The organism is Bdellovibrio bacteriovorus str. Tiberius, from assembly GCF_000317895.1.
GTDB lineage: Bacteria > Bdellovibrionota > Bdellovibrionia > Bdellovibrionales > Bdellovibrionaceae > Bdellovibrio > Bdellovibrio bacteriovorus_F.
This window is the reverse complement of record NC_019567.1, coordinates 3,584,852-3,608,954: the sequence shown is the minus strand read 5'-3', so window position 1 is coordinate 3,608,954 and position 24,103 is coordinate 3,584,852. Positions and strand designations below refer to the sequence as shown.

General features: G+C 50.5%; 17 protein-coding genes. 9 read left to right on the top strand and 8 right to left on the bottom strand.

Annotated elements, in window-relative coordinates; translation table 11 throughout:
- Positions 1 to 125: 125 nt before the first annotated feature.
- Positions 126 to 1,073, bottom strand: a complete 948-nt coding sequence (gene pip / locus BDT_RS16995; RefSeq protein ID WP_015092472.1) for a prolyl aminopeptidase — start codon at positions 1,071 to 1,073, stop codon at positions 126 to 128.
- Between pip and BDT_RS19240 the strand changes: the two genes are divergently transcribed.
- A complete protein-coding gene (locus tag BDT_RS19240) occupies positions 1,052 to 1,375 on the top strand; it encodes a hypothetical protein (protein WP_148278877.1) in 324 nt (107 codons plus the stop codon). The two genes, pip and BDT_RS19240, sit on opposite strands and share 22 nt — an antisense overlap.
- 521 nt (positions 1,376 to 1,896) lie before the next feature.
- Here BDT_RS19240 and ggt read toward each other — a convergent pair.
- The 3 genes from ggt to add are packed head-to-tail and all read right to left on the bottom strand — an operon-like array spanning position 1,897 to position 5,226.
- Complete coding sequence (gene ggt, locus BDT_RS16990; protein ID WP_015092471.1) at positions 1,897 to 3,630, bottom strand: gamma-glutamyltransferase; 1,734 nt, start codon at positions 3,628 to 3,630, stop codon at positions 1,897 to 1,899.
- Positions 3,623 to 4,204 (bottom strand): DUF6624 domain-containing protein, encoded by a 582-nt coding sequence (locus tag BDT_RS16985; RefSeq protein WP_015092470.1) that lies wholly within the window; start codon positions 4,202 to 4,204, stop codon positions 3,623 to 3,625. The genes ggt and BDT_RS16985 overlap by 8 nt, the downstream gene beginning before the upstream one ends.
- Positions 4,201 to 5,226, bottom strand: a complete 1,026-nt coding sequence (gene add / locus BDT_RS16980) for an adenosine deaminase (protein WP_080602442.1) — start codon at positions 5,224 to 5,226, stop codon at positions 4,201 to 4,203. The genes BDT_RS16985 and add overlap by 4 nt, the downstream gene beginning before the upstream one ends.
- A 37-nt stretch (positions 5,227 to 5,263) precedes the next feature.
- Between add and BDT_RS16975 the strand changes: the two genes are divergently transcribed.
- Positions 5,264 to 7,297 (top strand): transketolase C-terminal domain-containing protein, encoded by a 2,034-nt coding sequence (locus tag BDT_RS16975; protein WP_015092468.1) that lies wholly within the window; start codon positions 5,264 to 5,266, stop codon positions 7,295 to 7,297.
- Between the two features lie 81 nt (positions 7,298 to 7,378).
- On the opposite strand, the gene BDT_RS16970 is transcribed toward BDT_RS16975, so the two are convergent.
- Complete coding sequence (locus tag BDT_RS16970) at positions 7,379 to 7,783, bottom strand: hypothetical protein (RefSeq protein WP_015092467.1); 405 nt, start codon at positions 7,781 to 7,783, stop codon at positions 7,379 to 7,381.
- Between the two features lie 242 nt (positions 7,784 to 8,025).
- Positions 8,026 to 8,523 carry a chemotaxis protein CheW gene (locus tag BDT_RS16965; protein WP_015092466.1) on the bottom strand — a complete coding sequence of 166 codons (498 nt, stop codon included), beginning with the start codon at positions 8,521 to 8,523 and terminating at the stop codon, positions 8,026 to 8,028.
- A gap of 267 nt (positions 8,524 to 8,790) precedes the next feature.
- Here BDT_RS16965 and BDT_RS16960 point away from each other — a divergent pair, with 267 nt between their 5' ends.
- The 5 genes from BDT_RS16960 (at position 8,791) to BDT_RS16940 (ending at position 19,236) form a co-directional block, all read left to right on the top strand.
- Entirely contained in the window at positions 8,791 to 10,839 is a 2,049-nt protein-coding gene (locus tag BDT_RS16960; RefSeq protein ID WP_015092465.1) for a chemotaxis protein CheA, read from the top strand.
- Positions 10,836 to 11,705 (top strand): CheR family methyltransferase, encoded by an 870-nt coding sequence (locus BDT_RS16955; RefSeq protein ID WP_015092464.1) that lies wholly within the window; start codon positions 10,836 to 10,838, stop codon positions 11,703 to 11,705. Before BDT_RS16960 ends, BDT_RS16955 begins: the two co-directional genes overlap by 4 nt.
- 15 nt (positions 11,706 to 11,720) lie before the next feature.
- Positions 11,721 to 12,785, top strand: a complete 1,065-nt coding sequence (locus BDT_RS16950; RefSeq protein WP_015092463.1) for a protein-glutamate methylesterase/protein-glutamine glutaminase — start codon at positions 11,721 to 11,723, stop codon at positions 12,783 to 12,785.
- A gap of 135 nt (positions 12,786 to 12,920) precedes the next feature.
- Positions 12,921 to 17,048 carry an Ig-like domain-containing protein gene (locus tag BDT_RS16945; RefSeq protein WP_015092462.1) on the top strand — a complete coding sequence of 1,376 codons (4,128 nt, stop codon included), beginning with the start codon at positions 12,921 to 12,923 and terminating at the stop codon, positions 17,046 to 17,048.
- 67 nt (positions 17,049 to 17,115) lie between these two features.
- Positions 17,116 to 19,236: a prolyl oligopeptidase family serine peptidase gene (locus BDT_RS16940; protein WP_051026332.1), complete on the top strand. Its 2,121-nt coding sequence runs from the start codon at positions 17,116 to 17,118 to the stop codon at positions 19,234 to 19,236.
- Positions 19,237 to 19,251: 15 nt separating this feature from the next.
- Here the strand turns inward: BDT_RS16940 and BDT_RS16935 are convergent, their stop codons facing one another.
- Together BDT_RS16935 and BDT_RS16930 are read right to left on the bottom strand one after the other, a co-directional pair.
- Positions 19,252 to 20,013, bottom strand: coding sequence for a cyclic nucleotide-binding domain-containing protein (locus BDT_RS16935; protein ID WP_041578006.1), 762 nt, complete (start codon positions 20,011 to 20,013; stop codon positions 19,252 to 19,254).
- Positions 20,014 to 20,159: 146 nt separating this feature from the next.
- Positions 20,160 to 21,362, bottom strand: coding sequence for a poly(A) polymerase (locus BDT_RS16930; RefSeq protein WP_015092458.1), 1,203 nt, complete (start codon positions 21,360 to 21,362; stop codon positions 20,160 to 20,162).
- Between the two features lie 152 nt (positions 21,363 to 21,514).
- Between BDT_RS16930 and BDT_RS16925 the strand changes: the two genes are divergently transcribed.
- Positions 21,515 to 22,330: an alpha/beta fold hydrolase gene (locus BDT_RS16925; protein WP_015092457.1), complete on the top strand. Its 816-nt coding sequence runs from the start codon at positions 21,515 to 21,517 to the stop codon at positions 22,328 to 22,330.
- A gap of 65 nt (positions 22,331 to 22,395) precedes the next feature.
- Positions 22,396 to 24,042: a DEAD/DEAH box helicase gene (locus BDT_RS16920; RefSeq protein ID WP_041578004.1), complete on the top strand. Its 1,647-nt coding sequence runs from the start codon at positions 22,396 to 22,398 to the stop codon at positions 24,040 to 24,042.
- Positions 24,043 to 24,103: the final 61 nt, after the last annotated feature.

Below are 24,103 nucleotides of genomic sequence, written 5' to 3'. Positions count from 1 at the left end.
CCCGGATTTCGCCCCACAAAGCTTGTGGTTCGTGGCACTGAATAAACCCTTTTTGGCACTGCGTGACAAGATGATAATGCTTATACCTGCCATAAGGGGAAAAACCCCCTATGGCTTTGAAAGTCTTACAGATCTCTGAAACTGTCTGTGGCTTCAATAAGAGCTGAGCGGGTTCCGGGCTCGGCGGCCGCGTGGCCTGAATCCGGGATGATTGTAAATTTTGCCTCAGGCCATGCCTTGTGCAGTTCCCAAGCGGACTTCGCCGGGCAAACCACGTCATAGCGGCCCTGAACAATAGCCCCTGGAATGTGGCGGATTTTATCCACGTTTTCCAGCAGCCAATTGTTGGTTTTAAAGAAGGCGTTATTGGTAAAGTAATGGCATTCGATGCGCGCAAAGCTCAGCGCGTATTCCGGATCATCGAATTCATCCACCGCTTTCGGGTCCACGATCAGGCGGGAGGTTGCGGCTTCCCACTTGCTCCACGCTTTGGCAGCTTCCAAACGGACGTCGGCGTTTTCGTGAGTCAGGCGTTTGTAGTACGCAGCCACCAGATCATGGCGTTCATTTTCAGGAATTGGTTTCAAGTATTCGTCCCAAACATCCGGGAAGATGTGCGAAGCGCCCTCTTGATAGAACCACTGAATTTCAGAAGGACGGCACAGGAAGATCCCGCGTAAAACCAAAGCTTTCACACGCTCGGGGTGAGTGATTGCGTAAGCCAGCGCCAGGGTAGAGCCCCAGCTGCCACCGAAGACAACCCATTTGTCGATCTTCAGCATTTCGCGGATGGTTTCGGTGTCTTTCACCAGATCCCAAGTGGAGTTTTCACGCAGTTCCGCACAAGGCAAAGACTGGCCGCTGCCGCGCTGGTCGAAAAGAATAATGCGATAAGTTTTTGGATCAAAGAAACGACGATGATCTGGATGAACACCACCACCCGGGCCACCGTGCAGGAACACGACGGGTTTTCCTTGGGGATTGCCGCACTCTTCCCAGTAAAGAGTGTGAAGATCAGAAACTTTCAGCATGCCTTTATTGAAAGGCTCTAATGCTGGATAAAATTCGCGCATGGGCACCTCGCTTAGAAAGCAAAAGCCTCGCGCAAAACGCTGTTCAAGTCAAAACACGCTGCCCGACTGATGAAAAGCGCGCATCCGACTGCGTTGTCGGGTGGCCTTCTCGCTTCGACGTGCTTGGAGCACGCCTGCGCTGCGAGGGCAACCCTCCGCCTTGCGGCTGCACACTTTTGATCAGTCGATTTTCTACCTTATTTGGTGAGTTTGTTTTTAAAGACGAGGGGGCAGAGGCCGGCTTTGCAGCAAAGCTTAGCGAGTTCTTTGTTGTCGTAGGTCTTTGTAAGCATCGCATGTAACAGATTCGTTACATCCCCTGATATCAGAATACTTTGGCATTCAGTTCCGGATACGAAATGGACGATACGCACTGAGCACCTCCCGCCTTCTTAGGATAATCGGGAGATTTCGTCAAAATCCATCAATTGAGAATAATTATCAAAGAATGAAAATTCACTGAGAATCAAGCCAGACTAGCTATCCCCGGAGGGGGTGGAGCTTCGGACGTTTTTTTAGGTTTAGTCGAGAATTAAAGCGGAAAAATTTTTTGGAAGGGTAAGTCAGGCGACGGAATAGCTAAGAACAGAGAGTTGTTGGCGGGTATTCATGACGCAACAGGAGGAATTCAAAGTGCCAAAGAATTTTAGTCAACAATGGAGGGGAAACTCATCACCAAGAAAGGAGTGGAGAATGACGAAACTAAGAGTATTTATTAAAATTTTACTTTTGCTCGTTGAGCTTTTTGAAAAGCTAACGATGTAATTGAGCTTTAAGGTGAAGAATTAAAATGGTGGGGTTTCAGCCCACCATTTTAAAAAGACTATTTGGCGATACTGGTCCCGATGTCGCGTGGGTCTGCCACGCCATGCAGTTTGTCGCCTTCTTTTGAGACAGCCATCACGTTGCACGGGATCGGGTCGATCTTCACATCATAGCCCATGTCCTTCAGTTGCTTTAAAACTTCCGGCTTCGGCCCTGGGGGATCGATGAACAACACATCCGGCTGCCACTGCTGGTGATAGCGAACCATGGTGACGGATTGATATAACGGCAATTTGAATTCGACATAATTCAAGATCGTCTGCGCCACACAGCTGATGATGCGTGTGCCACCTGGAGCACCCACGGCCATCACCGGTTTGTTGTTCTGAAGCAGAATTGTCGGGGACATGCTGCTTAGCGGGGTTTTCTTCGGAGCAATCGCATTGGGCTTGCCACCAATGGCACCGAACAAATTGGAAGCCCCTACTTGTGCCGAGAAATCATCCATTTCATTATTCAAAACCATGCCCGTACCCGGAGCCACAATTGCAGCGCCCATCCAGCCGTTGATGGTCTGAGTGGTGGCAACTGCATTGCCTTTGGCATCGATCATGGAAATGTGGGTCGTTTCGGTGGACTCGTATCCGGTGACTTTGCCAGCAGAAACTTCAGAAGCTTTGCGGGCGCGGTTTTCGGGGATCTGTTGACGACGGTCTTTCAGGTAATCCGGAGACAGTAATGATTTCACGGGTACATCGGTGAAATCGGGATCACCCAGATAAGCCGCGCGATCCGCAAAAGCAGATTGCAATGCGGAGGCTGCAAGGTGGATCGACTTCGTGGACAGGGGACCGGAGCTTGCCAGGTTGTCTGATTCCAGCGTGTCCAGGAACTGAATCACGTGAATGCCACCAGAGCTTGGCGGCGGCATCGAAATTACTTCATAGCCATGGAATTTTCCTTCAACGGGTTTACGCCATTTCACCTGATAGTCGTTGAAATCTTTTTGTGTCAGCAGGCCTTTGCGTTCTTTGGAAAGCTTCAGCATGGATTGCGCGACGGATCCTTTATAGAAACCATCTTTGCCTTTTTCTGCGATCAGCTTCAGGGTTTTCGCTAGGTCTTTCTGTACAAGCAAAGTCCCCAGTGGTGGGGCTTTGCCTTCTTTGGTCAGGAAGATGGCTTTGGCTGCCGGGTCCTGCGCCAGAACATCGGCGCGGTACTCAAGGGCTCGGTGGAATTCCGGATAAATTTCAAAACCGTTTTCCGCCAGATCAATTGCTGGTTGAATGACTTGTTTCAAAGGCAGCGATCCGAAGCGCTGATGAATTTCTAAAAGACCGGCGACCATGCCCGGAACAGCGACTGCCAGGATGCCGTCTTTGGAAAGATTGGAAACGGCCTTGCCGTCTTTTCCAATGTACATGTTTTCCGAGGCCTTCAGCGGGGCACGCTCGCGGAAATCAATCGCATAAGTGTCACCGGTTTTAGCTTCGTGGAAAAGCATGAAACCGCCACCGGCAATCCCAGTGGACTGAGGACGTTCGACCGACACCGCGAACGAAGCCGCCACCACTGCGTCGATGATGTTTCCGCCGTCGGCGAACATTTTTTCAGCGGCTTGGCTGGAATAGCGTCCCTGCGTGGAGATCGCATACTGCGTTCCATAGGCTTCAGCCGTGGCGTGATCCGGGCGCTCTTTGGCAGTCAGGATCACAGGTGAAGTTGAAGTCGTCTGACAACCCAGTGCCAGCAGAGAAATTGAAAGTACGAGAAGTTTTGATTTAGTCATTGTTTCTCCATCCGGTTTTAAAGGTCCATTCAATGAATTCTTTGTGTCGTTTTTCTGGTTCAGGCGGATGATATTCTCCGTCCATCGGGGTGATCACGAGGCTTTCCACGGGCTCAAGGCCCATCTCAGCCCTTCGGTTGTTGAGATTCTTTTCGTCTTCAACATCGGTGATGCGCAGAATGCCGTTTTCATCCCAATCGGCGTTGGTGCCGTAAACTTGTTTGCGTCCTTCATAGAAGCGAATGCGGTCGATCAGAATGGCGACGTAACTTTTCGGGACTTTTCCGTTTTTAGCCAGATCAATCAGAACGGGCTCTTGCATGCGCATGAATTCAGGCCAGCTGATCGCGTGCAGAATAATTCTTAAAGCAGCGGTGCAGGCCTCTTCGCCGACAAGTGGAATTGTCGGAAACCCTTTTTCCATTATCAGGTCATTCAGCTTGCGCGCGTTGCGCAGGTGAACCTTTTCCATCTGGGCGTTGTAGCCTTGAAACAATTCGCCCGTGGCGGCCAGCGCTTCACGCACGGCCTCATCTTCACGCATCAGATGCAGGATTTCTTCAGCAAAACTCATCCGAAGAATTCCCCCATGATGCGGTTCTTTTCAATATCCGGTATGAAGCTCGCATCAAAAGCGATCTGATTGCATTTGTGGAAATCATCTTTGGTAAAACCATGCACGCGGTGAAGGACTTCATAGTCATCACTCAAAGTGGTGGCGAATACTCCCGGGTCATCGGAATTGATTGTGACCAAAACTCCGGCCTGCATCAGTTTGCGGATCGGGTGGTCTTCATAAGTCGGGAAGGACTGAGTCAGATAGTTGCTGATCGGGCAGATCTCTAGCGGAATGCGGCGGTCTTTCACCAGTTGCAGAACACCCGGGTCGTTGATGATCTGAATGCCGTGCCCGATGCGTTCCGCGCCCAGGATGTCGATACTGTCGCGAACCCATGTTGCAGAGACCGGATTCGGGGTTTCGCCGGAATGCACGGTGATGCGCAGGCCCGCTTTTTTGGCCTTTTGGAACAGGGGCGCAAAGATCTTCGGATCAAAGCCCTCTTCGTTGTCAGCCAAGTCCAGAGCCAAAAAGCTGTCTTTGTGGTCAATGGCGAAATCCACAACTTTTTCCGCAACCTCGAAGGATTTGATTCTTTGAACAATGCAAATCAGGCCGATCAGCATCGGGAATTGTTTGCGGGCCTGCTCGATGCCTTTCAGCAAAGAGCGGTGGATTTTTTCGAAAGTCAGGGATTTGTGGCCGTCAGCGATAAAAGTTGGCGCATAACGCAACTCAAGAAGACGAACTCCGTCATTGAAGGCGTCCTCACAAGCTTCATAGGCGACGCGAGTCAGGATTTCTTCGCTGGCCAGAACCTTCTGCGTGTTCATGAACTTGTTTAGCACCGAACCCAGGTCTTTCATGGGACCCGTGATCAAAAACTGATCCTTTTGCCCCTGGGAGGTGGGCGCCAGTGGAATCCCCACTTGCGGGGCCAGTTCCAGAATGGTGCTCCAACGCACTGAGCAGTCCAAATGCCGGTGCAGATCCACTTTTAGGATGTCGCGAATATTATGAGAATAGAGCCTTTCCATTTGATGTTCCTCGCTCTGGGCAGTAAAACTATATCCTATGACAGAACCCATTCAGATCAAAACAAAACTCGCAGGCAATCCTACTCAAGAACCTCAATTCAAAAGCTTTGTTAAAAGCAAAGACGGACGTCAGATTCCAGTGGCCGATCCTAACGCGACTCGCGCCCTTGTTTCTTTGATGGATATGAACGCCGTCCTTGGTGGCGCGGCTTCTCACTATGGCGGTCCTGCGGCTTTGGCGGAACTTATGTCCGCACTGCATGGTCACGTGTTTGATGTTTCCAGCCGCGAAGGCAAGCAGTGGTATGACTTGTTCCATATTGTGAACGACGCTGGCCACTGTGAAAACGGTCTGTATGCCTTGAAAGCCAATTACAAAATGGCGGGTCTGACTTTGGACAGCCTAAAAAAATTCCGCTCTATCGAAAGCGGTCTGACGGGCCACGGTGAAGTTCACTGTTTCCCTGAAGGCGTGTTCATTTCCAACGGTCCTTTGGGTTCTGCGTTCCCGCAAACTCAGGGTGTGGCGATGGGCGAGGCGATCTCTGGCACGAACCGCGTGACGGTGACCACGATCTCTGACGGTGCCTGCATGGAAGGTGAAGCGAAAGAGGCTTTCGCAGCGATTCCGGGACTGGCTAAGACTGGCAAGATGGGTCCTTATGTTTTGATCATCAGCGATAACAACACGAAACTTTCTGGTCGTATCGATGCGGAATCTTTCTCGATGATTCCGACTTTCAATTCTTTGAAAGATCTGGGTTGGAATGTGATCAACCTTGCTGAAGGCAATGATCTGCAAAAGTGTTACGACACTATTGTTAATGCTATCGAGCAGGCGAAAGCCAATCCGATTGCACCGGTTGTGATTCACGCTAAGACCGTTAAAGGTATCGGCACCAAGAAAACCGCTGAATCGGCGACGGGTGGCCATGGTTTCCCTCTGAAAAGCCCTTCTGAATTGGCAGCCTTCGTGGGTGAAATCCTGGGTGGCGCAGCTTTGCCAGACGTATTCAACACCTGGATTGCTGAGCTGAACAAATGGGAAGCGGACATCAAAGCCAGCGGCGTGAAAGATTCCGGCGAGAAAATTCAAGTCGGTATTTCTTCCGCGATGGTGCGTGCACGCAAAGCCGACTTCCCGGTTCTGAGTGTGACTTCGGATCTGCCGGGTTCCACTGGGGTTGCGGGCTTCCGCAAAGAATTCCCTCAAGATTCCTTCGACGTGGGTATCGCAGAATCGAACATGGTTTCCACGGCGGCGGGTTTGTCCAAACTGGGTTACATCCCGGTTGTGGATACCTTTGCTCAGTTTGGTGTGACCAAAGGCGCTTTGCCACTGACGATGGGTGCACTGTCTGAAGCTCCGGTGATTGCGGTGTTTTCTCACACCGGCTTCCAGGATGCGGCGGACGGGGCTTCCCACCAGGCGCTAAGTTATGTGGCGATGGTTTCTTCCATCCCGCATGTGGATGTTTATTCTTTGTCTTGCAGTGAAGAAGCAGACGCTTTGATGTACTCCGTGATTGAAAACTTTGCCAAAGCCCGCAAGGAAGGCAAAGTTCCAAATTCAGCGGTGTTCTTCCTGGGTCGTGAAAACTTCCCTAAGACTTACGTTGCCGGTACTTCCTATGACTTGCGTAAAGCGCAGGTTTTGGCGGACACGACCGCGGGGAAAACGAAGTCCGTGGCGATTGCGACAACAGGTTCTTTGGTTCCCCAAGCTTTGCAGGCGGCTAAAGATCTTGAAGTCAAAGGTGTGGGCGCGGTTGTTGTGAACTGTGCTTGTGTGAATCATGTGGACGTGGCGACATTCAAGACGGTATTGGAGAAAACTCAAGGCCACTTGATCACAGTGGAAGATCACCAATTGCTGGGTGGCTTCGGCCAGATCCTGTGTCATGCATTGTTGACGGCTGATGTGACGTTCAAGGCGAAAAGCCTGGGTGTTCACGGCGAATTCGGTCAGAGCGCTTACACCGCGGCCGACCTTTACCGCAAACACAAAGTGGATGCTTCAGCGATCGTTGAAACCACTGGCACCTTCTTCCAAAAAAGCGGCGCCTGGTAAAAAAAAGACCTTATGAAAACAAAAAAGCCCCTGGGATGTCCCAGGGGCTTTTTCTTTATGTGCAATTGAAAGTGCGCGAACTTATTTTACAGAAACTTCGCACTGGAAAGTGCCAACTTCAGTTTGTTCGCCCAGACCCCACCAGTAAACTTTCGCAGTGTGGTCTACAACGTTGATAACCAGTTCGAATTCGTAAGAAGCTTCAACCCAGAAATCATAACGAACTTCAGTGTCAGAAGCGGCGCTGGATTCTCTTGCCAATGCCGGACCGTTTTTGTCCAGAGTGGAAACAGAGTAATCACCAACATTCAAAGACCAGTTCTTCGCGTCTTCGATCAGAAGAACAGTTGGGTTTTTTTGGATGTTGAAATCTTCAGAAACATCCGGGCTCTTGGAAAGTTTAGTAGCTTGGCAGTCAAAAACTCTCTGGCCGGCGAAAGACAGGCTGGAGAAAAGCATCGCAGTCACAAAAAAGATAGATTTCATGATTTTGTCCTTTGTTTAATGGCGTCTTGCTATCTCGTTTAGAGTGAAAAGTCTTTGATTTTATTGTTTGATTTCTGAAAGTGAAGAAATTGCCCAAGCCACAGATGGAACGTGGCGGAGCGGGCGAGGATGTGGCGCGCGCGTAAGTATCTGTTTTTAGGTGATTTTGGCGGGTTCTTGAAAAAGAAAACCCGCAGGCTTTGGACCTGCGGGTTTTATATTGGAATCTTTTAAAAAAGCTCTTAAGCGGCTTTGGCTTCGTCGTTATGAGAGAACTGCGCCATCTGACCCATTTGATCCTGATTGAACGCAGACACGATATCTACAAGGATAACGACTTTGTTGTCCACTTTACCCATGCCACGAACGAAGGACATAGCGTGTTCGTTGCCCAGAACCGGAGATGGTTCGATTTGGTTTTCCTGCAGGTCCACAACCTCTTTTACAGAGTCCACGATCATACCCACCTGACCGATTTCAGTATCGATAACGATGATGCAAGTGTCGCGGGTTGTGTCCTGGGAGGACATGCCGAACTTGATGCGCAAGTTAACTACAGGAATGATCTTACCGCGAAGATTCATCACACCTTTTACATAATCAGGAGTGCGTGGCACCGGAGTGATTTCGCCAAACTGATTGATCTCGCGAACTGTTTCGATGGCCACACCATATTGTTCTGCCATCAATTGGAAAGTCAGGTACTGACCGGGTTTTGCTTTCATGGATACATCGCTCATCGTATACGCCTTTCAAAGTCGTGAATTAAATCTTAACAACAGACTCTTCGCGAAAAAACCAAGGTGACTTAAGAGGATTTCTCGGTGGGATGGAAAAAATAATATTCTCAGATAATTAGCGCCTCATTGCGGGACAATGGTCCGGCCTTTCATTAATTCTTTACACCATAGGGTGGATTGATTCTCATTCTGGACCAAGGGTCTAAATAGCTCAGATGTTCGATCACCGATATATCCATGTGATTTTCTAATCTCTATGGAGCGCACATGAGCGGTGACAATTCTTTCTTTGAAGAACTACAAATGGATTTCCTGAATGAATCCGCATTTATGCTGGAGCAGTACGAGGAATACATGATGAGGCTGGAAAACAGTGAAGATCCAGCGAAAGACCTGACAGATATTTTCCGGGTGGCCCATTCCGTAAAAGGGGGTGCTGCTGCTGTCGGTCTTGCAGACTTGTGTAAATTTGCCCACGTGATGGAAGACCTTTTGGATCTTCTGCGTTCACGCCCTGAACTGGTGAACTCAACAGTGATTTCTTTGCTATTGCAATCCGGTGACGAATTGAAGAATCGTGTTGCTGCTCTTCAGCAGCAGCAGGGTGGTCCATGGGATCCGTCTGCCTTGACGGCGGAATTGATAGCCATCACCGAACAGCTTTCCGGCAAGGCTTCCAAGCATGCTCATGCTCCGGCGCCTTCTGTGGATGAACCCAAAGTCGAAGTTCCGGATGACTTCTTTTCTCAGGCACCTGCGGCAGAAGCATCTGCCGGAGCTGAAGACGATTTGATCAATCATGATCTGCTGGCAGAACTGCTGGCGCAGATGTCACCTGAAGATCAGGCTGAATTTCATGCCAAAGAAGCGGCCGAGGCCGCACTAAAAACGGCGATTGCAGAATCTGCACCCGTGGCGGCAGAACCGGCAAATCCGGCTCCGATTTTGAAAGTGGTGGAAACACCGATGGAAGCTCCGGCATCGGCTGTGAAAGCGGCTCCGGCGGCGGCGGCAAAACCAGCGGCGGCAGCTTCTGCTGCCGGCAATGGTGGGGGTAATAACAAGAACGCCAAAAATGCGACCAGCGCCATCAAAGTCGACACGGGTCGTGTGGACTCGGTTCTGGATGCAGTGGGCGAGCTGGTTGTACTGAAAAATCAGCTGGTGCATGACGAAACAGTTCGCAGCGGTGTGAACCTGCGTTTGGAAGCCATTGTTGATCAGCTCGATAAGGCCGTTCGTGAATTGTATGAAAAAACTTTGAGCATCCGTATGACTCCGCTGAAATCCATGTTCATCAAGATTCAGCGTATCGTGCGTGACGTGTCTTTGACTCTGGACAAACCAGTGGATTTGCAATTGATCGGTGAAGAAACCGAGGTCGAAAGAACCGTGTTCGAGCTTCTGGGTGATCCTTTGGTTCACTTGGTTCGTAACTCGATGGACCACGGGGTGGAAAAGAAAGAACTTCGTCAAGAGCGCGGCAAGCCCGCAACGGCGAAAGTCACCGTGTCGGCAAAACAATCCGGCGGTAACGTTATCATCGACATTTCGGATGACGGTGGTGGTATCAACCGTGACAAGGTTCTGGGTAAAGCCATCGAAAAAGGCTTTGTGCCGGCAGGTGTGGACCCGGCGTCCATTCCGGATGAACAGGTTTTCCAGTATATCTTCTATCCGGGGTTCTCTACCGCCGACAAGATTTCGGATCTGTCCGGTCGTGGTGTGGGTCTGGATGTGGTGAAATCAAATCTGGATAAAATCAACGGTAAGATCAATATTTACTCCAAGTCAGGTCAGGGAACGACGTTCCGTCTGACGATTCCTCTGAGCACGGCGATCACTGACGGTATCATCGTGGCTTTGGATGGCGCCCGTTACATTCTGCCGATTCATTCCATTCGCGAGATCGTGCGTGTACTTCCTAAAGACTACACTAATATCTCTGGTGCCGGAAAAGTGGCCAGTATCCGTGGTCATTTGCTGCCGGTGATTGATGTTTCCAAGACTTTGGGTTCGATTAACTGGAGCCTGAATAAAAAAGACCAGCAGCTGGCTCAGCGCCGTGAGAACTCTTTGAGTGCACGTCGTGAGGAAACCATGCTGGTGATCATTGAATCCATGACAGGTCAAATGGCCTTCCCGGTCGACGATGTCCTGGGTCAGGCGCAGGTGGTTGTTAAACCAATCACCACGGGTCAGGACATTCCGGAAGTCGCGGGTGCTGCAATCCTGGGGGATGGCCGTACAGTTCTGATTTTGGAACCAGGTGCTTTGGTAAATAATATTGCTAACGGAAGAGGAATGGCCGCATGACCGCTGTAAAGAAGAATGAGGCCACGGGCGCTCTGTACGATTTTGAAGACATCAAGCTTTCGGACAAAATGTTCATGAAGTTTGCTGAGCGCATGTATGATCTGGCCGGGGTGGATTTGCCACTGACGCCAAAGAATCATGCCCTGATCCGCAACCGCATCGTAAAACTGTTGCGCCGCCATTCCTTGAAGACCTATGAAGACTACTGGTCCAAACTTGAAGCCGGCGGCAACGAGATGGTGTCTGAATTCATTTCGGCGCTGACGACGAACATGACGTCCTTCTATCGCGAGTCGAATCATTTCGACTTCCTGAAGTCCATTTTGCCGGAACTGTCCCGCAAGTTTGGTTCTGATCTGCGCATGTGGTGTGCCGCAGCCAGCACAGGACAAGAGCCTTACACAATCGCGATGACGGCGTGTGAAGCACAACCTGAAATGCCTTCTGCGAAGCCGCGCCTGCTGGCGACGGATATCGACTTGCAGGTTTTGAAGAAAGCCTCAACCGGCACTTATGAAGAACGCGAGATGCAGGGCCTGCCGCCCGTGCAGCGTTCGAAGTACTTTGAAAAAATCAAAGCTGACGGCGACGAATACTGGAGAGCCAAGGATCAGATTCATAACATGATCCGCTTTGCTCCGTTCAATCTGATGAATCCAAAGTACGAGTTCCAGCACAAGTTCCATGTGATCTTCTGCCGTAACGTGCTGATTTATTTTGATGAGCCGACAACGAAACGTGTGATCGACAATCTGGTGTCCTGTTTGGCGCCGGGCGGGTATCTGGTTCTGGGACATTCCGAATCAGGCAATGTGAAACATCCGGGTTTGAAGCCGATGTCTCGCGCAGTTTATCAAAAACTTTAATTAAAGAAGGCCCTAATGGCACAAAAGATTCGTGTCCTTATTGTTGATGATTCTGCGGTGATTCGTAAGCTGCTGGAAAAAATCTTTTCCTCTTGCGCGGACATCGAAGTGGTGGGAACAGCATCGGACCCTTACATCGCCCGTGACAAGCTGGTGGCGCTAAAGCCCGACGTGATGACTCTGGATGTAGAGATGCCTCGTATGGATGGCATCAGCTTCCTGGAAAAAGTCATGCAGCATTTCCCGACCCGCACGATTATTTTTTCAAGCTTGGCAAAGACGGGCTCTGAAACTTATCTGCGCGCTCTGGAAGCCGGAGCCATCGAGATTATGGAAAAGCCGTCCATTGACGTGTCCCAGTCCCTGGAAACACTGTCGGCGGCGATCATTGAAAAAGTAAAAGCCGTGGCAAAAGCCCGTATCAATCCGATCAAAGCGGTGGTGCCTAATCCGGGCGCTCCGGTACAGAAGATTGCCAGCACCTCTTTGGCGCGCACGACGCACCAGTTGCTGGCGGTGGCCTCGTCCACCGGTGGTACCGAGGCGCTGAAGGTGTTCCTAAGCGGGATGCCTGCGGATATTCCGGGAACTTTGGTTGTGCAGCACATGCCACCGGGTTTCACGAAATCATTTGCTGAAAACCTGAATAAGATGTTCCCTTTTGAAGTCAAAGAGGCTGAAGAAGGGGATCAGGTTGTTCCGGGTCGAGTTCTGATTGCTCCGGGCAACTATCATATGGAAATCACGCGCAGTGGTGCCTTCTATTACGTGAAGCTGCATCAGGGTCCGGCCCTGCACAGTGTTCGCCCAGCTGCGGACTATCTAATGAAATCAGTGGCGAAGTACGTGGGTAAGAATGCCATGGGTGTTGTTCTGACCGGTATGGGCAAAGACGGCGCTGAAGGTCTTCTGGAAATGAAGAACGCTGGTGCTTACACGGTGGCTCAGAACGAAGAAACCTGCGTGGTGTACGGTATGCCGGCAGCCGCAGTAGCCTTGGGTGCTGCTGACAAGGTTCTGCCACTGGATCGCATCGCCGGAGACTTGCTGAAACAGCTGCAGACTCGTAACGCCGCCTAGTGTTCCGTAATAAGGGTCAGTGAACTGGAAACTCTCGGAATTGTATGAGTTTTCATACAATTTTGAGAATATCCACCGATATGTCTCATGATGGATTCTTTGGTATGTTGTGGAAGAGGTCTTTTATGGGTCGTTTTGCTGACGTTCACCAGCGGGTGCTCGATCTCTACAGAACTATTCAAGTCCGTCACCGACCTTATGTCCCGTCAGCCCTTGCAGGCTGTTCTAAGCTCGAGTGTTTCATCTTATAACAATTTAAGTCAGTGGACAGTCCAGGTGACTTTTTCCGAAGATGTTCAGGGGCTTGAGGTATCTGATTTTTCAGTAAACAACGCCACGATTGTCTCGTTAACACCGGTCGACGCGTCGACTTATGATCTGGTTCTGGAGCCACTTTTGGATGGTCCGGTCACTGTGCTGCTGCCAGTAAATGCCGCCACCAGCCTTGCGTTGAATGAAGCCACACCAGAATCAAATACCCTGAGTTTCACCAGTGACCGAACGAAACCCTCTGCCACCCTGACTTATTCGGGAGATGATCCGACCAATGAATCCCCGCTGATCTTTGATCTGATGTTGGGCGAGTCAGTGGCTTCGGTTCTGGATGCTTCGGCTTTTGCCGTGACAAATGGGATCATCGATAAAATCGAGGGCTCAGGTCCTGGTTACTTCATTTATGTTATTCCGTCGGCGTCACAAACTGAAGTGAGGCTGTCTCTTCCTGGCGATCGTATCTATGACCTTGCAGGGAATGGAAATTTGGCTTCGGCCGAGATGGTGGTGGAATACAATTCAGATCGACCTTTACCCACGCTAAGCAGCGCGGATCCCATGAAGGTGAATGTGGCTGCGATTTCGGTTGCGGTCAGCTTTTCTGCACCAGTGACAGGATTTGATGCTTCTGATCTGGAGCTTTCAAATGCCACGGTCGAAAATTTTGCCGGCAGTGGGGATACCTATACTTTCACCTTGCGAGCCTCCGGTCAGGGCGACTTTGCCGTGCGGGTAAAAAATGAAGCGGCGTCGGACAGTGTCGGGAACAAGTCTTTGGTGTCAAGCTGGTTGAACAGACATCATGACAGCGTTAGACCGACGGTTTCTTTGGGAAGTCTGGCCGCTTATACTTTGTCAGCTCCGGTTAGCATCACGGCGACTTTCAGTGAGTCCGTTTCCGGCTTCACGGCCGGAGATTTGGAACTGGTAAATGCGACTGCGACTGTGACGGGAAGCGGAGGATCTTACACAATTGAGATCACTCCCGTAACTGAGGGTGCTTTTAGTGTGAGAGTTCCGGAAGCAGCTGCAACTGATGATGCTGGTAATGCCTCACAGGCCTCAGCGACAAGCTCCAGCATTTTTGACACGCTTCCACCCACTGTGGAAATCATCAGTGAGGCGGGACCGAATGTTTATGAAGCCCCGATATATTTCACCATAAAATTCAGCGAAGAGGTGACAGGTCTTGTTGCAGCAGATTTTGTAAAATCCGGTGCCAATATCAGTTCGGTGACGCCAGCGTCAGGACCAAGCGCGGTGTACAGATTGCAAATGGCAGCCCCGGCTTTTGGAACCGGGGATATCTCCTTATCGTTGCCAAGTGGAGTCGTGGTGGACGGTTCCGGGAAAGGGAATCTGGCTTCTGCGGTGACCACTGTTTTATTTGATAATTCTCCGGTGACAATTTCTCTTGCGGGCAACGAACAGGTTGTGACTGAAGACGAAAATAATGCCGGCGGCAGTCCCGACAAATTATTTGGTCTGACGATGAGTGGTTCGAAACCTTATAACGTGACGGTCAATTATGAAGTTTCCGGATCTGCTGTCGCGAATACTGACGTCACCTTGGCGCAAAAGGGCAGCATTTTGATTCCCGCCGGAAGCACGAATGTGTCGTTGCCGTTTAGACTGATCAATAATGCCGGCAGTATTCATAATAAATATCTCCAGCTGAACCTGACGTTTGCAAACACGCCGGTGGCCCGCTTTGCGAGGGTGTCACAAAGTCGTGTGATGATCAAAGATGTGACCAGTGCAGCGCACTCGACAGTGAAAAGGATTGTCGGATCTTATCGTCATCGTTGTGCCCTGATGATGGATGGAAAGGTTCGCTGTTGGGGTGAAAATGCCGACGGTCAGTTGGGTGATGGAACGACGGCCAATCGTTTGCAGGCTGTTTCAGCTTTGACGGGTGTCTGGAACTTTAAACAATTGACCACAGGCGCTGATCATAGCTGTGGCATTCTTGATGATCCGGCCAAAGAAGTTGTCTGCTGGGGAAACAACGACAGGTACCAGCTGGGATTGGGTGATCAGACGGATCGTCACACGCCGGTATTATTGAGCAGCATCAGCGGGGTGGATGAGATTGCCGCGGGCGATGGATTCACCTGTGCCTTGAAAGCTGGAAAAATCTATTGCTGGGGACGTCAGGATCGAGGACGCCTTGGGAACGGCGTTGTGACAAATGGAAACGTCAGCACACCTGCAGAATTGGTGACGGCAAGTGCTTTTGATTTTGACCGTCTGTCTGTCGGCGGCGGTACCGGATGTGCTATCAACACGAATAATCAGCTTTATTGCTGGGGGAATAATGGGCGGGGGCAACTTGGAATTGGAAGTACTGCCCATCAGGGAACAGCCCAGTTGGTGGGCTCTGACTTTTTGAAAATTTCAGTGGCAGGATTGACCGTACCGGGCACTATTGCCGCAGAAGGCGGACACGTTTGTGCCGTCAAGACGGATTTTACAGTTCAGTGCTGGGGGGGGAATTCTTATCTTCAAAGCGGTTCCAGTCCCACGACCGATAAAACCCTTCCCGCGACAATCACCAGTGTTGATACCTTTGATGACGTGGCGGCGGGTGCTTATCACACCTGCGGTATTCGAAAATCTGATGGTCGTGTTGTTTGCTGGGGTTCAACAAGACTCGGCGGCAACACCAATTATATCGGTCCCCACGGTCAAGGCCTGACCCCTGGTACCACGGTACTGCCGGTTTTGACGGCGGATACAAATTCTTATGCCAGTATTACTTCAGGTGTGGCTTACAGCTGCGGAGTCACCAGTACGGGCCGAACAAAATGCTGGGGCGAATATGGCGCGGGCTATCTGGGCGATGGGAGTTCGGTATATCGTCGGGAACCTGCCGTTTCCGACATCGGTGTCACCTACAAGAAGATCTCTATGGGAGTGTTTTTATCCTGCGGCATCACGACGGATGATATATTGAAATGCTGGGGAGCAAACCAGTTCAGCACTTACCTTGGTGACGGGTCCTCGTTTGGTCGAAGCTATCCGGTGGTCATTGATCAGGAGCGCAAGTATAAGGATGTCGCCATCGGCTATGAATCCATCTGCGGAATATTGCTGGATGGAACTTTAAAATGCTGGGGAGGCAGCGGCAGTTATGGAGTCGGGGATGGAGTTCTTCAGATTCGTTTGTCTCCGGTGGTGATTGATGGCGGAACTTCTTATAAATGGATCTCTGTAGGTCAGTCCACGACTTGTGGGGTAACCAGCGCAGGGGTATTGAAGTGCTGGGGCCGCAACAACAGTGGAATTATTGGTGGTTCCACAACTCCTGCGGTCTATGCCGCCCCCACTGTGATTGACTCGGGCGTTCGTTATAAGATGGTATCGGTTCTTGGTGGATTGACGGGGTCAGCCTGCGCCATTACAGATGAAAATGAACTGAAGTGCTGGGGAAACCATGTCGCTTCTTTGGGGCGAGGAGCCATAGCTGCACCAGATATCTACACGCCGGGAGTTGTAATGGCGGGCACAAAATTCGTTGCCGTCAGCATGTATGGCAGCCGAACTTGTGCAATCAGCGACGCTTTCAAGTTGTATTGCTGGGGTGATGGTACGGGTTATGGAACTGGGCTTAACGTGACGACGAGCTATAACACGCCACAAATGGTAAGCCCTGCTGTCAGCTATACCAGTGTGTCAATGGGATCAAACGGCGGATGTGCGATAACCACCGGTGAACAGATTAAATGCTGGGGCGCTGAAGGAGATGTCGCCACAGATTCCTATTGGGCTTCAACGGGCACGGGTCTGGCGGAGGCACGAATTCCTGCGGATTTGCTGGGCGGTGGTACATACAAAAGCGTTGAGCGTGGGGGAAATTCTGGTTGTGCCATTACGCCGACAGATGCTCTGAAGTGCTGGGGCAGCAATGTTTACGGTCAGATGGCGGACTATAAGGTGCTTATGTCCTGGCTGACTCCGATTGATATCACCAATTGGATAGAGGACTAATTTTTCATTTAACTCTTGAGTCCAAGAGAGTCTTCATTAAAATTAATAGGATTTTCGAGGAGGTCGAATGAATCTAATTCGGCAGGCGGGAACTTTTTTCTGCATTCTGACTTTGTTGGGATGCCAGACGTCTTCGCATAAAGCACGGGAGCAAAAAATGAATCACGACAATGATCCGTATATCTGGCTGGAAGAGGTCGAAGGCGACAAGGCCCTGGAATTTGCAAAAGCCGAAAACAAACGCACCTTAGAACATTTTCATCAAAACCCGCGTTTTAAAACCATTGAGCATGACCTAAGAAAGATCATGCTGGCAGAAGACCGTGTGCCTGCGGTGCACCTGAAAAATGGGGAGCTTTACAACTTCTGGCAGGATGGAAAGCATGTGCGCGGCTTGTGGAGAAAAACCACAATGCAAAGCTATCTGACGTCACACCCGCACTGGGACGTGATTTTGGACATTGATGCTTTGGCAAAAAAAGAAAATGAAAACTGGGTGTGGAAGGGCGCAAGCACGTTGCCACCGGCTCATCAGAAGGCCTTGGTTTATCTGTCCCGTGGGGGCAAAGATGCCATTGTGGTGCGTGAGTATGATATGAAGACCCGCCAGTTTGTAGCCGATGGATTCAGTCTGCCAGAGGCAAAAAGTGGCATTGATTGGAAGGATGAAAATACCGTTTACGTGGGCACAGATTTCGGTCCGGGCACGATGACGGATTCGGGATACCCTCGTCTTGTCAAAATCTGGAAGCGTGGAACGCCAATTGGTGAAGCCAAGCTGGTGATGGAAGGCAAATCCACCGACATGTCTGTTTACACCTATGTGCAAAGAGACGGCGATCATAAGCGTGTTTTCCATTCAATTCGCACCGGCTTTTATTCCAGCGAAAACTGGTATGAAGATGACAAGGGCGTAAAAACCCGACTGCCCATGCCGACGGACTCAGAATTCTGGGGTGTTTTCAAAAACAAACTGTTCTTTGAGTTGAAATCTGATTTGGGAAATCTTAAAAGCGGCAGCATCGTGTTCATGCCGTTCGATAAAATCTTCGATGGCGAAAAAGCGCAAGCATCCCTGAAGGCGATCTTTGTCCCGACGGACAAAAGATTCATTCAAGGCATGAGTCCGACCAAGAACCACATCATGCTGCATGTGACAGACAACGTGCTTTCCAAAATCGAAAAAGTGACCTTCACCAGCGAAGACACCTTCGAAACTGAATCAGTGCCTTTGGGTGAAAACGGCATGGCCTATGTTACCTCCACAGAGGAAGAAAGTGATCTGTATCTGGCTCAGTACATGGACTTCTTCACTCCGGTCTCCACTTATCTTGGCGACGCCAGTGACGGCAAAAACATGCTGGAACTGCTGAAGAAATCCCCGGATCGCTTCAACAACAAGGGCATGAAGACCCAGCGTTTTGAAGCCATCAGCAAAGACGGCACGAAGATTCCTTACTTTGTGACTTCCAAGGCGGATATCAAAATGGATGGCAAAAATCCGACGCTGCTTTACGGTTATGGCGGATTCCAGTCTCCGATGCAGCCAAGTTATTTGGGCACGGTCGGTAAAGTGTGGCTGGAACAGGGTGGAGTCTATGTGATTTCCAATCTGCGCGGCGGGGGCGAGTTCGGTCCGGCATGGCATCAGTCCGTGCTGAAAGAAAACCGCTATAAAGTTTACGAAGACAACATCGCGATTTCAGAAGACCTGATCAAACGTGGATTCACATCACCACAGCATCTGGGTATTTCCGGCCGGTCCAACGGGGGCCTGCTGACAGGGGCGACTTTCACGCAGCGCCCGGATCTGTACAATGCCGTGATTGTGGGCGTGCCACTGCTGGATATGCTTCGCTATCACAAGCTGTTGGCGGGCGCGAGCTGGATGGCTGAATATGGCGATCCGGATGATCCAAAGATGCGTGAAGCCATCCTGAAGTATTCTCCGTACCAGCGTCTGAGCAAAGAGGCGAAGTATCCGGAAGTGTTCATCATGACCAGCACCAAGGATGACCGCGTTCATCCGGGCCACGCACGCAAGATGGTGGCACGCATGAAAGAGCAGGGGCATCCGGTGTACTACTATGAAAATATGGAGGGCGGTCACGCAGGCAGCGCGAATATCGAACAAGCGATCCTGTGGAACAGTCTTGAATACAGCTATCTTTGGGAAAAACTAAAATAAGTTCCTGGTTCTTTTTTAGCCGGTCAGGGCCTTGTTGGCTTTCTTAAGCCGCAGCGACAGGGTCTTGACCAGAGCTTTTGCCCACGACGGTCGGGCAAAGATAACATTGTCCAAAGAGCCATTGGGAATCGCGATCAGTTCCACTTCAGTGATGGCTTCCACGGTAGCTGAGCGGGGTTCGTGATTAAAGTGCCCCATCTCGCCCACGAATTCACCGGGCAGAATTTCTCCGAACATGATTTTTTCACCATCCGGGCCTTCGGAATAGGCGCGCAGGCTGCCTTTTTTTACGATGTAGGCGACTTCGGTCATGTCGCCTTCTTTGAACAGAACATCGCCCGGCTGCAGCTGTTTTAGCTCGTACTGGGCCTGGTTGCTGTCGACTTTCGGCGAAATGATTTTGGAAACGCAGTCGACCAGAGCTTTTTCACGGTCAGGTTCCGTCAGAAACTGAATGCGGCCGGAAGCGACTTCGTGTTTGAAGATATCGTGGTCAGCGACATAGGACATAATGATGATCGCAATGTCGTCGTTGTTTTTTTCTTTCAGAATTTTGGCGACGATGTCAAAGCCTGAACCCTTCGGCAGATACTCATCCACCAACACCGCTTTGGGATGAACGTTGTCCAGCTTGTATTTGGCTTCAAACCATTCCGAGCCATGAAAGACAGAGCAGTTTTCAAAATTTCGATTGAGCGAGTCAGTGCATTTATGAATGCGGGTTTTATCGCCGCTGATAATAAGGAAAGTGTTCTTCTTTTGGTCGTTCCGTCCCATATCAAAAACCTTCCGTTGTTTTACGTGGATTTTTAAGACAATCCACGCTGGGTGACATTGTCTTATTATCAGGCTTTTAAGTGGTGGCTTCAATAGACCGGTCTCAATTCAATTGTGGATGTCTTGAACTGAGACCCTTAGCGGACTTAGTGGTGGGTTTCCTCAGGTTTCTGGCGCGGAGCCGGTCCACGCGAGAACTTTTCATACTGTTGTTCCCAGTAATGCATCTGGGACGGGGACAGGGAATAATCCATCTTCGCAAGTTTCATCGCCAGCACGAAGGATTCATTCATCACAAAGGCCGCCTGACGGCGCTCGCCCTTGCGGCTGTAGCTTTCAATCTTGTGCAGGCCCTGCATCAGATACAGGGCTTTGAAGAAGATCGCGATTTCCTGTTTGAAGATGCCCATTTCTTCACGCATGAAGTAGGCAAGCTTTGAATCATTGGAAAGGTCGTCATGATTCCAAGGCTCTTCGCCGTACTGGGCTTTCATGAAGGCCATCATAAATCCGGCGAACAATTCAATCGGGTCGTTCTTGTCGATTCCTGACAAATTGATGCGCGCCAGATGGATTTCAAAGACTTCCATTTTGTGAGCGTCAACAAACACGGAATGCAGGCCCGGCAGAATCTGTTCCAGAATATGCAGGTCAAACAGCTCCATGAAAGCCAGGTGTGGTTCTTTCAGGCGCAGGAACTTCAGCCACTCTTCACGACGGCGCGGAAGAACGGATTTTTTCAGTTCGCTGCTGCATTCAGCAATCGCTGCCCGCATCGTGGTTTCAATCGAAAAATGCAGTTTGTGGGACAGACGTATCGCGCGCAGAATGCGAATCGGATCTTCGATGAAACGGGCTTTCGGATCACCAATCATGCGCAGGACACGGTTTTCGATATCCTGAATGCCGCCGCAATAGTCGATCAGCTTGTGCTGGCCTGGATCGTAGAAAACAGCGTTGCAGGTGAAATCGCGGCGAACGGCATCTTCTTCAACGGTGCCGAAATAGTTGTCGCCTTCAACCGAGTCATCACCCTGATCGGCCAGTTCTTCCTGGGTCACATTGCGACGGAAAGTTGCGACCTCGAACTGCTGATCACCACGTTTAACAAGCACCAGCTTGAAACGACGACCAATCACGTAAGCGTTGGGAACTTTTTTGCGCACCTGATTGGGGTGAGCACTGGTGGCGATATCGAAATCTTTCGGATGAATCCCAACAAGCAAATCGCGAACGCACCCACCAACAAGATAGGTTTCAAAACCGGCGTCTTGAAGGTTACGAACAATTCTTAATGCGTAGGAGTCGATCCAGTCCTCGTGGAGCTGGGGTTTTTGCTGGGCAGTCATTGAGGCTGAATCTACATCCCTTCGCATCAAAATTCAAACCTGAATAACAAAAGACCGGAAGGACAAGTCTTTGATCTTAAGTCCTTGAAATAATTGAGGGTCTTTTGAATAAATCAACATGACGTGACCCTCGCCCGGGAGTATAAAAGGGTATGTCTTACCTCAATAATTTCTATCATCTCTTTTATGGTCCCGAAGACGGGCGCAAATGGGTCTTTGTTCATGGTCTGATGGGCTATGGGCAGAACTGGCGCCGGATCATTCAGGGGATTGAGGCGACCGAACGGTGTTTGGCCTTTGACCAGCGCGGGCATGGAAGATCCTTCCAGCCGCCCGAGGGTTACAGTCCCGAAGACTATGCGGACGACCTTAAAAAGATTGTGGATGAGTTGGGGTGGGGGAAGTTTGTTCTGGTCGGGCACTCGATGGGTGGCCGTAACGTCCTGAACTTTGCTTCCAGATTCCCCGAGTATGTGTCCCACCTGGTGATCGAAGACATTGGGCCCGAGGCCAATCCCACGGCTCATGAGTATTACGAGTATTTGTTGAATCTGGTTCCCAGCCCTTTTGCCTCCCGAGACGAGGCCAAGCGCTATTTCTTCGAGGACTTTGTCAAAACGGCAAAGACCCGGGAAAACATCCAGGTGATGGCGAACTATTTCTATTCGAATATGGTGGAACAAGCCAACGGAACTGTGGATTGGCGGTTTTCGAAACAAGGCATTCTGGACTCTGTTCGCCTGGGGCGCACGGATGACAGATGGGATGAAGTGAAATCCCTGAAAGTGCCGACCCTGCTGGTTCGCGGAGGAAACTCCAAAGAACTCAGTCAGGAAAACTACGACAAAATGCTGGCTAGCAACCCTATGATTAAGGGCGTCGTAATACCTGGAGCTGGACATTGGGTCCACTCAGATCAACCTCAGGCCTTTACGGAGGCCGTGAAACTGTTTGTGGGCGGCTTTTAAGCGCCTGCTTTGACATTTGGCTCCCTGCTAAGTAGTTTGGGAGCTTCAGACCGGAGTATAGAAACTTGAAATTCTCAGAATTGAATTTAGATTCCCAATTATTATCTGCAATCCAGAAGTTGAACTATGATGATTGCACCCCGATCCAGGAACAGGCCATCCCGCCGGTTCTGGACGACAAAGACGTTGCCGGCCTTGCTCAGACCGGAACAGGTAAAACTGCCGCTTTCGTAATCCCAGTGATGGAACGTATCCTTAGAGCCCGCCCAGTTCAGGGTGAAGTGACTGAAGAGCAAAAAGCCCTGATCGAAAAAAGAGCCTACAAAGACTGGAAGCCTCAGAACTTCGTATTGATCCTGGTTCCAACGCGTGAGTTGGCAGAGCAGGTTCAGGACAACATCAACAAGCTGAGCGTTGATTCCGGCCTTCGTGGTTTTGCGATCTATGGCGGTACGGGTTACGACAAACAAAAAGAGGCGTTGAAAAACGGTGTTGAATTCATCGTGGCGACTCCAGGCCGTTTGATCGATCTGTACAAAGAACATCTGGTGGACCTGAAACAGGTTCGTGCGATCGTCTTCGATGAAGCGGACCGTATGTTCGACATGGGCTTCAAAGACGACATGAAGTACATCCTTCAGCGCGTTCCTCGTGAACGTCAGCTTTTGGTGTTCAGTGCGACTTTGAACTTTGATGTTTTGAACACCATCTATCAGTTCGGTTCCGAGCCGGTGGAAATCAACATCAGCCGTGACCAGGCCAAAGCGGACAACGTGAAAGATCAGATCTTCCACGTGGGTTCCGATGAAAAGCCCCAGCATCTTCTGTCTTTGCTGAAAGTGCACAATCCAAAACAGGCCATCATCTTCACCAACTTCAAAATGAGCGTCGAGCGCATCGCGAAGTTCCTGGTTGAAAACGGTGTTCCTGCCATGGCGATTTCAAGCCTTCTGACTCAAGCTCAGCGCAACCGCGTGATTGAGCAGTTCAAAGCTGAAAACGACATGAACGTGCTGGTGGCAACGGACGTTGCAGCCCGCGGTTTGGACATCAAAGGTGTCGACATGGTTGTGAACTATGAACTGCCGATGGACTCTGAATCCTACGTTCACCGTATCGGTCGTACCGGTCGTGCGGGCACGACAGGTCAGGCGTTCTCTTTGGTTGGCGACAAGGACATCGAGTCTTTGGGTCGCATCGAAGATTATTTGAAACACAAAATCGAAGTCGGCTATCTGGAAAACGACCAGTTGCTGAAAGACTTCAAGCCGATGACTTCCCATTTTGAAGGTCATTATCCAAAATCTTTGGATCGTGCACGTGCGCCTCGTGAAGGTGGACGTGGTGGTGACAGAGGTCCTCGCCGTGAAGGTGACCGTGGTCCACGTCGTGAACGTGGTGATCGCGGACCTCGTCAGGATCGTGGTCCTCGTCCAGAGGGTCAGCAGAAATCTGCACAAGGTGCAGGTGCTCAGCAGACTCAAGGCGGAGGCCAGCGTCCAGACAGCCGTCCAAAAAGACAAGAGGGTGGTCCGAAGCGTCCTCACGATGGAAAACGTGGCGAACAAAGACCAAGAACAGACCAGCAGGCTCGCAAGCCGCACGGTCAGCAGCAGCGCCAAGGGGCCTCAGCGAAGAAGCGTGTGCCAATGGCAGCGCAAAAATCCATCGGCCAAAAGGTCGCAGGATTCTTCAAACGTCTGTTCTCTTAATCAGGTATTTCAAATCCCTGAAAAGCAAAAAGCCTGCTCCGTTATGGAAGCAGGCTTTTTT

Coding starts and splice junctions, on each gene's coding strand:
- BDT_RS19240 (WP_148278877.1), top strand. CDS start 1,052: ATGCTGGATAAAATTCGCGCATGGGCACCTCGCTTAGAAAGCAAAAGC.
- BDT_RS16950 (WP_015092463.1), top strand. CDS start 11,721: ATGGCACAAAAGATTCGTGTCCTTATTGTTGATGATTCTGCGGTGATT.
- pip (WP_015092472.1), bottom strand. CDS start 1,073: ATGCGCGAATTTTATCCAGCATTAGAGCCTTTCAATAAAGGCATGCTG.
- add (WP_080602442.1), bottom strand. CDS start 5,226: ATGGAAAGGCTCTATTCTCATAATATTCGCGACATCCTAAAAGTGGAT.
- BDT_RS16955 (WP_015092464.1), top strand. CDS start 10,836: ATGACCGCTGTAAAGAAGAATGAGGCCACGGGCGCTCTGTACGATTTT.
- ggt (WP_015092471.1), bottom strand. CDS start 3,630: ATGACTAAATCAAAACTTCTCGTACTTTCAATTTCTCTGCTGGCACTG.
- BDT_RS16975 (WP_015092468.1), top strand. CDS start 5,264: ATGACAGAACCCATTCAGATCAAAACAAAACTCGCAGGCAATCCTACT.
- BDT_RS16965 (WP_015092466.1), bottom strand. CDS start 8,523: ATGAGCGATGTATCCATGAAAGCAAAACCCGGTCAGTACCTGACTTTC.
- BDT_RS16985 (WP_015092470.1), bottom strand. CDS start 4,204: ATGAGTTTTGCTGAAGAAATCCTGCATCTGATGCGTGAAGATGAGGCC.
- BDT_RS16925 (WP_015092457.1), top strand. CDS start 21,515: ATGTCTTACCTCAATAATTTCTATCATCTCTTTTATGGTCCCGAAGAC.
- BDT_RS16960 (WP_015092465.1), top strand. CDS start 8,791: ATGAGCGGTGACAATTCTTTCTTTGAAGAACTACAAATGGATTTCCTG.
- BDT_RS16935 (WP_041578006.1), bottom strand. CDS start 20,013: ATGGGACGGAACGACCAAAAGAAGAACACTTTCCTTATTATCAGCGGC.
- BDT_RS16970 (WP_015092467.1), bottom strand. CDS start 7,783: ATGAAATCTATCTTTTTTGTGACTGCGATGCTTTTCTCCAGCCTGTCT.
- BDT_RS16940 (WP_051026332.1), top strand. CDS start 17,116: ATGAATCTAATTCGGCAGGCGGGAACTTTTTTCTGCATTCTGACTTTG.
- BDT_RS16930 (WP_015092458.1), bottom strand. CDS start 21,362: ATGACTGCCCAGCAAAAACCCCAGCTCCACGAGGACTGGATCGACTCC.